Source organism: Acinetobacter sp. Res13-Abat-PEC15-P4-01, from assembly GCF_015676285.1.
GTDB lineage: Bacteria > Pseudomonadota > Gammaproteobacteria > Pseudomonadales > Moraxellaceae > Acinetobacter > Acinetobacter nematophilus.
Map to the genome: position 1 here is coordinate 80,265 of NZ_JADAIN010000037.1, position 13,241 is coordinate 93,505.

A 13,241-nucleotide genomic window follows, 5' to 3' on the forward strand; every position below is an offset into this window, starting at 1 on the left:
GTACACCATCATGTACTCAATATCAAAAGTACCTCTGGCGTGCAAAAAATGAAATTTCCCAATTGCTGCACAGTATAAGCAGATCAAGGTTAAAAATATAGTAAGGCTTTGAGAAAAACTATCTCTGCTTGACATTGTATGCAAGCTACACTTTCAATCTATTTTCTCTTTTTCCCTGTTTTTATTTGTCTCACTTTTATCCGAAAACTGAACTTGTGCAGGCAGGCATAATGCGATTAAACCGCCAAATAGCGTGCTGATGAGTATGAGCAAATGCAATTGCACAGCCGCAAAGAACAATGCTTTGGTTTCCGAGAGATTCAACAGTTTTCCAGTTGCCAATATTGCAGCTTCATAGGTCCCTAGACCAGCTGGGGCATGAATAGGTAATACTGAGCTCAATTCCCCTCCAATACTTACAGCTGCCGTCTCCCACCAGTGTAATGAAATAAACCAGTCTAAAACGACTGCAAAAACCATGATTTTACTTAGCCAACAAATCAGTGTAAATAACCAACTTCGCAGTAAGCTTTTAAAATGCAATGGCATGGCCAATAAAACGTGTTCAAGTAAGTTTTTCAATCGCCCCTGTGTACTGAGCTGTTCTGAAAAACGTTTTAGCCACGGCGTAAAAAATAATAATATTAATGGCGAGATTAACCATAAAAGCATCAAGCCCCATAAGCCTAAATTATTGGAGTGCTCCAATAATAAAAGGATGAGAAAACCCAGCCCAAGCAACACCTGTAAATCAAGTATTCTCAGCAGCAATAAACCTGCTGTCGCATAACTGAGGCTCAACGTAAAATAGCGTCGCATCAGTAAAGGAAAGCTGATTTCTCCAGAACGAAAAGGTAATAAGTTATTGAGTAGATTATGAATCAGCATGATTCGGCAACAGGTCATCCCCTGCCCACGAGTAATGGGCAAAAAGAAATCATGGATTCGCCAACCTCGAATCAGATAAGTCATCTGCATCAGGATCAATGACACAATCAAATATAGGATAGGAACATGTTTCCAAGCCTTAAAGATCTGCAACCAACCAAACCACCATTCAATCGCAACAACATACAAAATGATGGCGATGCTCAGTAACACTTGTGGTATGTATTTGCGTCGACTGCCAAGCTGATGGTTTGAATTGCGATCTATCTGTTCAGACACAGGTGCTACCTTTAATTATTGTCATTAAAAAATCATGAAATCGTAATCTTTCAGTTAAATTTAACAATATATGATCAAACACGGATCAATAACAATTACATCAACTATGCATAACGCATTTTTATTACAACCTGAAGAAGAGCTTGATCTACTTAGCCCCTCTTACTCACACATTTTTTTCTCTCTGATTATTCCTCTTTACAATGAAGAGGAAACAGTTATTGCATTAATAGATACCATTCAACAGGCTTTAGGCACGCAACACCAACCCTGGGAATTAATTATGGTTGATGATGGCAGTTCTGATGCAACTGTGAAGACCATTCAGCAGAAACTGGGTCAAAGCCCCTTGAATGCAAGATTAATTCAATTAAGCCGTAACTATGGGCAAACGGCAGCCATGCAGGCAGGAATTGACGAGTCTTATGGACAGTATATTGTGACGATGGATGGTGACTTACAGAACGATCCACATGATATTCCAGCCATGTTGCAGCAACTGATTGATCAAGATCTTGATCTCTTGGTGGGTTGGCGTAAAAACCGACAAGATGCATTAGTGTTAAGAAAAATTCCTTCCTTACTCGCCAACCGACTGATCGGTCGAATATCAGGTCTACGCTTACATGATTACGGCTGTAGCCTGAAAATATACCGTGCCGAAATCATCAAACAAATCCGCTTGGTGGGCGAAATGCACCGATTCATACCGCTCTGGGTAGCCAGTGTCGTTCCTGTATCACGTATTGGAGAAGTTCCCGTAATTCACCATGCCAGACAATTTGGACAATCCAAATATGGTATTTCTCGAACGATTCGCGTGATATTGGATTTAATTTCAGTGATGTTCTTTCAGCGTTATCTCATGCGCCCCGGTCATTTATTTGGCTCAATCGGACTGTTCCTTGGGTGTATCGGCACAGTCATGCTGATTTATCTGGCAATTGATAAATATATTCTGGGTCACTCCATCGGTACACGTCCCATGCTGCTGATTGGCGTGATGTGTGTGTTGATGTCACTACAGTTTTTAATGACAGGTATTATCGCTGAACTGATTACTCGAACCTATCTGGACACTAAAAATCATAAAAGTTATCTGATCCGTCGTGTTTACCATCATCGGAGAGGGCAATGATATTTCCAGCATCCACATTGATCTCCTCAATTTTTCAATCAGCACAAAAACTATTTCAATCGCGTTGGTTAATTGTATTGCTCGCTTTCAATTTTTTAATTGGATTGGGAGGCTCGCCATTATTTGATCTTGATGAAGGTGCTTTCAGTTCTGCAACCATGGAAATGTTAATTCGAGGCGATTATGTCACCACCTATATGGGTGGGGAACTGCGTTTTGATAAGCCCATTTTGATCTACTGGCTGCAAGCCGCTTCTGTCTCTTTATTTGGATTAAACGAGTTCTCGTTACGCCTTCCGTCTGCATTATGTGCAACGCTGTGGTGCTGGGCAATCTATGAGTTTTGCCGGCATTTTTTAGATAGGTCCAAAGCAGCCACCGCATGCATCCTGCTTGCGAGTTCACTGATTATTTCAATTATCGCACGTGCAGCCACAGCTGATGCTTTGCTCAATTTATGGATTTGTCTAGCTTTATTTGATGCTTATCGTCATTTTAACCAACACTGTGCACAATCTAAGAGTTCATCAAAATATGCTTTACGTGCATATATATGGGTAGGGTTAGGTGTGTTGACCAAAGGTCCGATCGCTATTTTAATCCCTTTCGCCAGCATCACAATCTATACCCTGTTGAGCAAAAAATTTAAATCTTGGCAGCACTTGCTGATCAATCCACTTGGATGGTTTATTTGTCTTACAGTCTTCTTACCTTGGTACATGGCTGAATATCTTGCACAAGGACAAGCATTTATTGACGGTTTTTTTCTCAAACATAATCTTTCTCGATTTTCTAAAACGATGGAAAATCATGGTGGAAATTTACTTTACTATCTGCCTATAAGCCTATTGGTTTTTATGCCTGTTACAGGTTTCTTCCTTCAGTTATTGACGCATCTGCGGCGATTTTTTCCTTCTTCTCTTGCCAGGCATTTTGATTCACTGGATATTTTTTGTTGGAGCTGGTTTTTATTTGTGCTGACATTCTTCAGCTTTTCCAAAACCCAGCTTCCGCATTATCTATTATATGGTGTAACACCAATTTTTATCCTGATGGCAAAATATCGAGATCAACTGCGATCTCGCGTCTTGGTTGCGCTACCGATCACTTTATTCATGTTATTGCTGCTTTTTCTTCCCGAAATTGGTCAGTACATTATTGCTCACGAAAAGAAAATTGAAGTCGTGGCTATGCTGCAAGATGGATTACCATTTTTAGACGTGCAATATCGCCTTTCTATTTTGTTCTCGCTTCTCCTCATACTGATTATTTTATTTCGTATTCATCCTGTACTTTGGTTACGTCAAATTTTAGTCAGCATTATTTTCAGTTTAACCATCATTCATGTGGTTATCCCTGCCTATGCATCTATTCAGCAGCAACCTGTCAAACAAGCTGGAATATTTGCTCAGAAGATCACCGAACCTATCGTGATGTGGCGTCATGATATGCCGAGTTTCAGCATCTACTTACAAAAAGTTGTTCCTATACGAGAGCCTAAACCTGGTGAGGTGGTTTTTACAGGTCTAGAAAATCTTCAGGCATTTCCTAATGCAGAAGTTCTATTCAACAAGGGAGGCATTGTTTTAGTCAAACTCCCGAAAATGAAAGGAAGTTCATGATGATTCCATTCTTTTATATTCCAATATTTTGCATTTTAGCTTGGGAACTTATTCATCACTATTACGCAATCAACACGCCCCTTTTCCTGATGATCAATGGAATGCCGCCACACTCAGATTGGTTCTGGCAAAATATAACCTTTATGGGAGATGGTCTGACCGCTTATGTCCTGTTGATATTTTTTTGCCGTCACACTGCTCACTTGCTCTGGCTAGGCTTACTCGCCGTAGTCATTACTGGCTTTGGTGTACACGCCACCAAACAACTCATTGAAATTGTTCGTCCAATAACTTATCTCGGGATAGACAATGTTGAAGTAATAGGCAAGGCATTAAAATATCATAGCTTTCCTTCTGGTCATGCTGCAACAGCATTTGTACTGGCGGGTGTATTGAGCAAATATCTTCAGCTCAATGATTTTGTATATCACCGAACATTTACCTACTTGATAATTTCATTGGCAACCTTGATTGCCTGGAGTCGTGTGGTGGTAGGTGTCCACTGGCCATTCGATATTGTGATTGGAGCACTTTGGGGATGGTATAGTGCCACACTCATCCTCAAGCTTTCCTCAAAAACCAAACGGATGGGGCGAACTCGTTTCAGTGCCAATATTTTATATGCTTTAGCGGCAATCAGTGCGGGTTTTCTATGGCGCTTTGATGGTGGCTATCCACTGGCTGCAGGATTAGCAAAATTACTATCTGTCTGTGCTTTGGCTTACATTGCTCTTGCACTAATCGAGCTCAATTTTCGGGTTAAATTGGTCTTTGATCAAAGCTATCGTCCGCGATTGCGTTCAACCGCAATTCAGCTAAAGCCTCTAGCTTTTGAAAAAAATAAATCTTAAATTGAAGAATATCACCCGCACCGAAATTTTAAACTTTTCTTTAATTTACCAAGCGATATTCAATCTATAGTATTTACCTAAATAAACCCACGCTATTTTTATTGCAAAACTCAAACCGAAGCATGAAAACCTGAGTCACACTGTTGCGATGGAACTTAAATCATAAGGATCCAGATCTTTATCGATCGGTTGATAGGCCTGTATAAATGTTGGTGACATACGCTTTGGGCGACCTGTGGCAATTTCTATGCACGCCCATTTGGTATTGCCGGTAAATAGCAAAGTCTGATCTTTGGCATTGAAAAATGCATACTGGCGAAAAGAATACAATGCATTAATATCATAGAGCCATGTTCGTAAAATGATTTCATCATCCAACATCGCTGCTTTCCGATACTGCACATGATGTTCCACAGCCACCATAGCATGCTTCATTTCTAAATATTGCTTTAAGCCCACACCTAAAGTTTCAATATGTGCCGATGCCACATCCTGCATCCATTGTACATAGACCACATTATTCACATGACCTAAAACATCGATATGTTCGGGTTTAACGTGAATAACCAAATCAAATACTGAGCTCATATGAACTTTCCTACTCTTGATCATATTTAAAAAAATTGCTGCATTTTGACATAAAAAAGCCACTCCTAGAGTGGCTGATTTACATCAATTGGATTTATTGAATACGTAACCCAATCATTGCATGTTGCCCTTCACGCACAATTGCCACACGTGCGACGGTATTTTTCTGCAACTCAGCTACAGCATCCACAAAGTCGTTCGGTGTATTGATTTTCTTATTGTTCACTTGAGTAATCACATCGCCCGGCATAATTCTTGACTGCGCAGCCAAACCACCCCGTGTTACATCTTGAATTAACACACCACCTTTCACATTTAAGCGATTCTTTTCCTGTTCAGTCAAGGCACGGATCGCAACACCAATAACTGGACCTTTGTGGGGCTTGGCTGATGCCGTAGTATTATCAACTTTTGCAGGGGTATCATCAGGTGCAACAGTTAATGTCGCCGTAATCACACGCGGCTTATCATCACGCAACACTTCAAGTTTCACGGATTGATTGGGTTGAGTGCGGTTGAGATAATTTAATAGTTCAGATGTTCTTGAAATAGGCGAACCATTATATTTTAGAATCACATCCCCTGCTCTAAAGCCCGCTTTTTCAGCAGGTGAATTTGGCGCCACCTGAGTAATCAATGAACCTTCCGGTTTATCCAATTTATAAGCTTCAGCAAGATTTCGATCGATATCTTGCAACATCACACCGAGATAAGAACGTGTCACCTTACCATTCTTTTTCAGTTGATCAACAACATCCATTGCCACATCGATTGGGATTGAGAATGACAGCCCCATATACCCACCCGTACCACTGAAGATACGTGAATTTACCCCAACCACTTGACCTTGTTGATTGAATAACGGACCGCCTGAATTACCCGGATTCAACGCAACGTCGGTCTGAATAAAAGGTACAGAGGTTTCACCCATCATATTTCTTGATTTAGCACTGACAATTCCTGCTGATGCAGAATAGTCAAAACCAAAGGGGGAACCAATCGCAAGTACTGGCTGCCCCACTTTAAGCTGATCTACATTTCCAACTGACAATGATGGAAAATTATTTCCTTCGACTTTAAGTAAAGCCACATCTGTACGTTCATCACTGCCCACGACTTTAGCATCGATTTCACGACGGTCATTGAGCATGATGGTCACTTTAGAAGCATCTTCTACCACGTGATGGTTGGTGAGTAGATAACCATCTTTACTGATAAAAAATGCACTGCCATAAGCTGTTTTTTCTTGCGGTGCCCGCTGTTGTGGAATAATGATCTGATTACCAAAGAAACGTTTTAAAATTTCAGGCACCTGCTGCTGTAGCAATTCTTCCTGAGATAATTTTTTAACCACGTTTACACTGACAACTGCCGGACTCACCTGTTCCACCAAATTAGAAAAATCGACAGGTGTTGAAGCTTGAACTTGTGATGTAGCCGCAGCGACAGTGAATACTGCTGCATACATACCTTTTTGCATTAGACCATTACTCATTTATCACGAACCTACATCTGATGATTGTGCTTAAAAAATATTTGTAACATATTATTTGATGTCTTTGCGTAATAATATGTTTACATTTTTTTATAAAACAATACTTTACTTAAAATCATATTAAGAGACTGGGAATCGCTTATTTATACTAAAATCTGACGCATCTAACTATTGTAATTTGTTAAAAAAAAGAGTGTTATTAGCAAACATTTTTCAAATTAGCTGATGGACATGCCTAATTTAAACACAACTCATCAATTCGACGTGATTATTGTGGGTAGTGGCGGTGCAGGCTTAAGTTTAGCCTTATCCTTACCTGAACATTTAAATATTGCTGTTTTAGCAAAATCTACATTGACAGATGCAAGCACCTATTATGCTCAAGGTGGCGTTGCTGCTGTGCTCGATGAAACAGATTCTATTGAACAGCATATTGATGACACTATGATTGCAGGTGCACATTTGTGTGAGCTTGATGCAGTGAAACATACTGTTGAAGGGGGGCGACCTTCAGTCGATTTCCTTTTGAACCATGGTGTTCAGTTTACCTTAGATGAAGATGAGCAACTTCACTTGACCCGTGAAGGTGGACATTCTCAAAGACGTATCATCCATTCAGCAGATGCCACAGGAAAAGCGATTTCAACCACGTTGGTTGAAAGAGCACGCGAAAAGAAAAATATTGTTATTTTTGAGAATTACATTGCGATTGATTTGATCACGACCCATAAGCTTGGACATAAACAGCAGCCGAACCGAGCGGTGGGTCTTTATGCATTGGATGAAAGCAATGAAAAAGTACATACATTTTTAGCGCCATTCACCGCACTTGCTTGTGGTGGTGCAATGAAAGCTTATTTGTACACTTCAAACCCTGATATTGCGACTGGTGATGGTATTGCCATGGCATATCGTGCCGGGTGCCGTGTCGCAAATATGGAATTCAACCAATTTCATCCAACCTGTTTATATCATCCTCAGGCACGCTCTTTCTTAATCACGGAAGCGATGCGGGGCGAAGGTGCATATTTACGTCTCCCTGATGGAGAGCGTTTCATGTTGCGCTTTGATGAACGTGCTGAACTTGCACCACGCGATATTGTGGCTAGAGCAATCGACTATGAAATCAAACGTCTGGGTATTCGCCATGTCTGGTTGGATATTACCCACAAACCTAAAGACTTCGTCAAAGAACACTTCCCTACGCTTTACGCACGACTGCTCGAGTTGGGAATCGATATTACCCAGGATATGATTCCAGTCGTTCCAGCCGCACATTATACTTGTGGTGGTGTGGTTGTAGACGAAAACAGCCAGACGGACATTGCAGGTTTGTATGCGATCGGTGAAACATCCTATACAGGTTTACACGGTGCAAACCGTATGGCGAGTAATTCTCTTTTGGAATGTTTCGTATATGGCATGAGTGCGGCAAAAGATATTGAAGCCAAACTTGACCAATCTTTTGAAAGCCCTGATGTTCCAGAATGGGATGCTTCGCAGTCCACCAACCCAGATGAGGATGTCGTCATCTTGCAGAACTGGGACGAGCTGCGCCAAACCATGTGGAATTATGTTGGTATTGTTCGTACCACCAAGCGTTTACAACGTGCCTTACATCGTATTGAAATGCTTAAAAAAGAAATCACCGAATACTATCAAGACTACCACGTCAGTAAGAACTTGATTGAATTGCGTAATTTGGTCATGGTTTCAGAGATGATCGTGCGTTGTGCTATGCAACGTAAAGAATCACGTGGTTTACATTACACATTGGACTATCCGGAGCTTTCTGAAGAATTGAGAAAAACCGTTTTGACTCCACCAGACTTTACGGTCGAAACCCCTTTGGTCAATGCTGAAGTTTAAAGAGAACAATAAAATAGCCAGAGTATTCTGGCTATTATTCATTTTTTGCATCGTAGCTGACTTAAGTGTTATTGATTTTTTCTCATGATTGCCGCAAATAACTTTTGGGTGACAGATGCATGATTTTCTTAAACATGACGATAAAAGAACTATCACTGTCATAGCCCAATTTCATTGCGACTTGATGAACTGAGTCCCCTTCAGTCAACCATTGCAGTGCTAAAACCACATGTAATTTGCGCCGCCATTGATTAAGACTCATTCCCGTATTGTGATGAAAAATCCGAGTCAAACTGCGTTCACTCATATAGCAGCGGCTTGCCCATTCAGCTAAATTCAGCTTTTGATCCGGTTGTTTTAATAAATCATACGCGATTTGTAACATACGTGAATCTTTCGGCATAGGTAAATAAAATATTGAATGGGTGGTAGACTGTATTTCATCCTGTAAACAGTCCATCAAGCGTCGATTGTTTTCCAACAAGGGCATATCAGAAAATGTTTCAACACGCTCTAACATTGCATTCATTAAACTGGTCACGTGTAACATCGTACACGTCTGTGTTGGAAAATGATGCCATACAGTATGAATAAATACCACATAACCTGTTGAAATACCGTAACTACTGACTTTATGTAAGGTCTTTAATGGAATCCATAATGCATGTTGTGCCGGAACCACCCAAATCCCGAATGGCGTTTCAACAGTAATCAACCCGCTGGTTGTTACCAATAACTGACTTTGTTCATGTTGGTGTGAAGCAAGTTCCCAGTCTGGAACTTGCTGATCTATTTTCAACACAAATAAAGGCAGAAGATTGTGATTGAATGGTGAATGGGGCGTTTCAGTATGCATCATTAACCCATTGGTCTCCTTAGCACAGCATCAATTATTTTATTCGCTTGCTGTTGGTTATCGACAACAAACATCGGATAACCGGAGAACTTAATAAAATTATTGGCAAACTTTTGTGTTTCTAAGCGAATATTTGCATCTGGCTCAATATGAATAAAAGCTTTCACGTATTGTGCCAAAATCTCACGTTTTGACTTCACCCAAGCAGCAACCTGTTTACGTGCTTCATGATCTGTCTGTTGTTCAGGAAAAGCGCCCTCACTCAGAAACACAAATATTTCTTTACGGCTGAGTAATGATTCATATATGGCTATGGTTTCTGTGACTGAAACGGCATCAGCTGGTTGGAAACTGATCGGTATGATTGGAAAATTTTCTAAATTTTGGATAAACATGGGATGGCTCCACAAATAAGAATAATTATCATTTTATTGTGCTTGCTTTAATACACATTCCCCAATTGAGCCAAAAAACAGGGAAATCCAGCCAAATTATGACAAATTCAGTCTTTAGGGTTTTTATAATAAATTTGATGGGCTGTATGAAAAGTCTGAGCATGCAAATTGACCAGATCCTCAAGATTCTGATAACCGCCTGCAAGTACAAACATCAGTGGAATCCCCTCTCGCTTAGCAAGGTTAAATACCATTTCATCGCGCTTTTGAATTAATTCTGTAGTCAACCACGCTGAACCGTAAGGATCTGCTTGATGGCAATCCATGCCTGCCTGATAAATAATAATATCGGCTTTCCACTCATTGGCACGTTGAAAAGCCTCGTGTATTGCCAGGGTATATTGCGCAAAACTTCCATGTTTCGTATGCACATGACGGCTTTCGGCACGTTCATACGTTGGATAGCCAAATGCCAATCCATAAATACTAAAATTATATAAATTGTCTAATCTTCGGGTAAATTCGGCAGTTCCATCACCACCATGTTGATCACAATCCAGAATAAAAATCCGTTTATTGGAAAAATACTGTGCAATCAGTGCCAAACCATTAAAGGTACAGTATGAACCTCCATAGTCATAATTGGCATGATGAAAACCTTGTGCAATGTTGGCTGCAATACCATGTTGAAAAGCCAGCTCCGTCGCCAGTATTTGTCCACCATTGATGGACAAAACTGCATCACGTAACTGTTCATTCCAAGGTTTAAAACCAGCAAATGTTGCAAGTTTAGCAGGTTGTCCGGTTAAAAATGCATCAACATATTTGGGAGAATGCAAGGCCTTTAGAATTTCCGGATCTATGGGTAGGGGTTCATGAAATTTAAAATGATTAAATTGTTGTAATTGCTCGGCAACTGCAACAAGTTTTTCCATGCTATTGGTATGTGTTTGAGCAAAATAGCGCGATGAAAAACAAACATTTAACATAAAGTTATCCGAGACTGGCGATTCTCAATTGTGACAGTGCAACGTCATTCAGTTGTTTAATTAAGGTTGTACCAGGACTAAACAATCCATTATTCACTTGTTGTTCAAAATGGGTGGTAAAGGCTCTTTTTCGATTCTCAGGTGAGATGGCTAAAGTAGTCAATCGTAAAAACCAGAAACCCTGAATTTCTTTATATGGAATGATATAACCTTTGAATTCTTGATTAGGCACTTTATTGTCAATTTGTTCAATATCATATTCTACCGAAAATAAAGAACCAACTGGAATGCGAATACCATTCATGATCAGGGGTTGTAAGTTGATACAGGAATGATCATCTCCCATATTCATTTTTTCAATCAATAACGGGCGGTTTTGCTCATCGACAAAAATATTGATTGAACCTTGTCTCAGCATTGAACGGTGCGCAATTTTCAGGAAAAAATTTTCAGCCATTGGGCAAGAGCCTACTTTAGGTTTCCCGGCTAATGTCTCGATTTCAACATAGCCTGTTTCATTTGCTGTTTTAGGTAAAATCACATCTTCCAACATACAGCAAATGACTTGACTTTCCTCCAGTCCTGCTTGCTGTGATAATTTTCTTAAACTTGCTTGGGTAGCGACTTCTTGCTCAACGAGGACCCTAAAATCATCATTTTTTTGTTGTTGCGATTCAGCCAAAAAGTTTTCAATTGAGCGGTTTTGATCCAGATTATGCCAGTCCTCAATATCAAAACCATAAATTTTTTTCTGATCAATAATTTTCTTTAACTTTTTAAAATCATAGTCTTGGAATATTTTCAAATCTGTCGCTTCAACACTGTCACGAGGAAAGTTGATATACTCAGCCAATACTCGAGTCGCTTGTGTATATCCACAGCCTCGACGTTCCGTCTGATGCGAATAGTGTTCATTTAACATCTCTGTCAATTTATTTGATAAGGGAAAAACGTTTTCCTTAAACAAACGAACGACTTCATGATCTGATGACATATTCTCTATTCCATTTTATAAAATGATTTAATTTTTAAAAATAATCTATTTATTATGAATAAATTAGCATTATCCCCTAGATAACTCAATATAGCATTCAACAGTAAAGTACAGCTAGATTAAATGATATATTTCATCTAATTTAATGAAGTATTTGAGCTTTTTATACACGTTGCTTATTTTTGTGGAGGAATTGAATAGGTTCCTGTGACATGTGCAACAGGATCATCTGAACCCAGCGAGTAAATCCATACTTCACCGACGACTAGAGCTTTCCCCACCTTCATCAATTTACAGATCCCGCGAATATCTACACCACCGGTAGGCTTGCGCAAAAAATTGATGTTCATGTTTGTGGTCACCGTCAAACCAACTAAACCGATTTCTCCCAAAATCGCAACATATAAGGCAAAATCTGCCAGTGCCATCATGGTTGGTCCAGACACAGTTCCACCTGGCCGAATGTCCTGATCACTGACATGCCAAACCAGAGAGGCGCCTTTTTCAGTCACTTCTTCAATTTCGCAGCGTTCCAAGCTTGGTGAAAAAAATTGCTGTAAAAAATTAACGATTTCAGTTTTAGTGCTTTTCATCATTCACGTCTTTATATCCTTGACCTGAAACAATATAAAGGCTTTTAAGACTGAAAACATCAGAATAAATCAATCTATTACAGTTCTTTTAGATAGCGCAAGGCCTCTGCAAAGACTTGTTCTGCTGTTTGAGTAGCATCTAAACGTTTCATTCTTTGCGCATCACGCAAATGAATTTCAGAAAAACCACTACGTACAGACTCAAAAAATACCTCTTTTTCTTGTTCAAAACGGTCTAAAGCACCACGTGCCCGTGCTCGATCCATCCCCAGTTCAATCGGTGCATCCAACCAAAAGGTAATATCGGGCATTCTGGAGACAAAGTTAGTATTTAATATTTGTAGTTTTTCACGACTTAGACCACGACCGGCGCACTGATAAGCAAAGCTCGAATCAACGAAACGATCACAAAGCACAACCTTACCGGCATCTAATGCAGGTAAAATCACACCTGCCAAATGTTGTGCACGTGCTGCATACATCAGCAATAACTCGGTATCATGACTCATCTGCTCTTCATGATTCACAGACAACAGTAATGCACGTATTTGTTCAGCTAAAGGTGTACCACCAGGTTCACGCGTTAGAACAACTTGTTGATCCTGCTTTTGAAAATGTTCAAACATTTTTTGGATGAGTGTGGTTTTTCCAACCCCTTCAGTTCCTTCAAAACTTATAAACATA

General features: G+C 39.9%; 13 protein-coding genes. 4 read left to right on the forward strand and 9 right to left on the reverse strand.

What is annotated here, in order from left to right:
- Positions 1 to 153: 153 nt before the first annotated feature.
- A complete protein-coding gene (locus IMO47_RS13145) occupies positions 154 to 1,167 on the reverse strand; it encodes a lysylphosphatidylglycerol synthase domain-containing protein (protein ID WP_242052666.1) in 1,014 nt (337 codons plus the stop codon).
- 106 nt (positions 1,168 to 1,273) lie between these two features.
- Here IMO47_RS13145 and IMO47_RS13150 point away from each other — a divergent pair, with 106 nt between their 5' ends.
- The 3 genes from IMO47_RS13150 to IMO47_RS13160 all read left to right on the forward strand — a co-directional run bounded on the left by IMO47_RS13150 (position 1,274) and on the right by IMO47_RS13160 (position 4,778).
- A complete protein-coding gene (locus IMO47_RS13150) occupies positions 1,274 to 2,305 on the forward strand; it encodes a glycosyltransferase family 2 protein (protein ID WP_196076983.1) in 1,032 nt (343 codons plus the stop codon).
- A complete protein-coding gene (locus IMO47_RS13155; protein WP_196076984.1) occupies positions 2,302 to 3,927 on the forward strand; it encodes a glycosyltransferase family 39 protein in 1,626 nt (541 codons plus the stop codon). Before IMO47_RS13150 ends, IMO47_RS13155 begins: the two co-directional genes overlap by 4 nt.
- A 101-nt stretch (positions 3,928 to 4,028) precedes the next feature.
- Entirely contained in the window at positions 4,029 to 4,778 is a 750-nt protein-coding gene (locus tag IMO47_RS13160) for a phosphatase PAP2 family protein (RefSeq protein ID WP_242052668.1), read from the forward strand.
- Positions 4,779 to 4,913: 135 nt separating this feature from the next.
- On the opposite strand, the gene IMO47_RS13165 is transcribed toward IMO47_RS13160, so the two are convergent.
- A complete protein-coding gene (locus IMO47_RS13165) occupies positions 4,914 to 5,366 on the reverse strand; it encodes a thioesterase family protein (protein WP_196076985.1) in 453 nt (150 codons plus the stop codon).
- A gap of 94 nt (positions 5,367 to 5,460) precedes the next feature.
- The gene (locus IMO47_RS13170) at positions 5,461 to 6,861 is read right to left on the reverse strand and encodes a Do family serine endopeptidase (protein WP_196076986.1); all 1,401 of its coding nucleotides are present in this window, start codon (positions 6,859 to 6,861) and stop codon (positions 5,461 to 5,463) included.
- A 225-nt stretch (positions 6,862 to 7,086) separates the two neighbouring features.
- Here IMO47_RS13170 and nadB point away from each other — a divergent pair, with 225 nt between their 5' ends.
- Positions 7,087 to 8,730 (forward strand): L-aspartate oxidase, encoded by a 1,644-nt coding sequence (nadB, locus tag IMO47_RS13175; protein WP_196075901.1) that lies wholly within the window; start codon positions 7,087 to 7,089, stop codon positions 8,728 to 8,730.
- Positions 8,731 to 8,812: 82 nt separating this feature from the next.
- On the opposite strand, the gene IMO47_RS13180 is transcribed toward nadB, so the two are convergent.
- From IMO47_RS13180 to tmk, 6 genes are all read right to left on the reverse strand, one after another.
- Entirely contained in the window at positions 8,813 to 9,589 is a 777-nt protein-coding gene (locus tag IMO47_RS13180) for an AraC family transcriptional regulator (protein WP_227552150.1), read from the reverse strand.
- Positions 9,589 to 9,981: a hypothetical protein gene (locus IMO47_RS13185; protein WP_196075900.1), complete on the reverse strand. Its 393-nt coding sequence runs from the start codon at positions 9,979 to 9,981 to the stop codon at positions 9,589 to 9,591. The genes IMO47_RS13180 and IMO47_RS13185 overlap by 1 nt, the downstream gene beginning before the upstream one ends.
- Positions 9,982 to 10,088: 107 nt before the next feature.
- A complete protein-coding gene (locus IMO47_RS13190; RefSeq protein ID WP_196075899.1) occupies positions 10,089 to 10,970 on the reverse strand; it encodes a histone deacetylase in 882 nt (293 codons plus the stop codon).
- 4 nt (positions 10,971 to 10,974) lie between these two features.
- On the reverse strand, positions 10,975 to 11,964 hold the full coding sequence (locus IMO47_RS13195; protein ID WP_196075898.1) for a hypothetical protein: 990 nt from the start codon (positions 11,962 to 11,964) through the stop codon (positions 10,975 to 10,977).
- Between the two features lie 176 nt (positions 11,965 to 12,140).
- On the reverse strand, positions 12,141 to 12,557 hold the full coding sequence (locus IMO47_RS13200; RefSeq protein WP_196075897.1) for a PaaI family thioesterase: 417 nt from the start codon (positions 12,555 to 12,557) through the stop codon (positions 12,141 to 12,143).
- 77 nt (positions 12,558 to 12,634) lie between these two features.
- Positions 12,635 to 13,240, reverse strand: a complete 606-nt coding sequence (gene tmk / locus IMO47_RS13205; RefSeq protein WP_196075896.1) for a dTMP kinase — start codon at positions 13,238 to 13,240, stop codon at positions 12,635 to 12,637.
- Position 13,241: the final 1 nt, after the last annotated feature.

What these genes read in the sequence shown, in the direction of transcription:
- IMO47_RS13150 (WP_196076983.1), top strand. Translation starts at nt 1,274, where the DNA reads ATGCATAACGCATTTTTATTACAACCTGAAGAAGAGCTTGATCTACTT.
- IMO47_RS13165 (WP_196076985.1), bottom strand. Translation starts at nt 5,366, where the DNA reads ATGAGCTCAGTATTTGATTTGGTTATTCACGTTAAACCCGAACATATC.
- IMO47_RS13180 (WP_227552150.1), bottom strand. Translation starts at nt 9,589, where the DNA reads ATGATGCATACTGAAACGCCCCATTCACCATTCAATCACAATCTTCTG.
- IMO47_RS13170 (WP_196076986.1), bottom strand. Translation starts at nt 6,861, where the DNA reads ATGAGTAATGGTCTAATGCAAAAAGGTATGTATGCAGCAGTATTCACT.
- IMO47_RS13195 (WP_196075898.1), bottom strand. Translation starts at nt 11,964, where the DNA reads ATGTCATCAGATCATGAAGTCGTTCGTTTGTTTAAGGAAAACGTTTTT.
- IMO47_RS13190 (WP_196075899.1), bottom strand. Translation starts at nt 10,970, where the DNA reads ATGTTAAATGTTTGTTTTTCATCGCGCTATTTTGCTCAAACACATACC.
- tmk (WP_196075896.1), bottom strand. Translation starts at nt 13,240, where the DNA reads ATGTTTATAAGTTTTGAAGGAACTGAAGGGGTTGGAAAAACCACACTC.
- IMO47_RS13200 (WP_196075897.1), bottom strand. Translation starts at nt 12,557, where the DNA reads ATGAAAAGCACTAAAACTGAAATCGTTAATTTTTTACAGCAATTTTTT.
- IMO47_RS13155 (WP_196076984.1), top strand. Translation starts at nt 2,302, where the DNA reads ATGATATTTCCAGCATCCACATTGATCTCCTCAATTTTTCAATCAGCA.
- IMO47_RS13160 (WP_242052668.1), top strand. Translation starts at nt 4,029, where the DNA reads ATGCCGCCACACTCAGATTGGTTCTGGCAAAATATAACCTTTATGGGA.
- nadB (WP_196075901.1), top strand. Translation starts at nt 7,087, where the DNA reads ATGGACATGCCTAATTTAAACACAACTCATCAATTCGACGTGATTATT.
- IMO47_RS13185 (WP_196075900.1), bottom strand. Translation starts at nt 9,981, where the DNA reads ATGTTTATCCAAAATTTAGAAAATTTTCCAATCATACCGATCAGTTTC.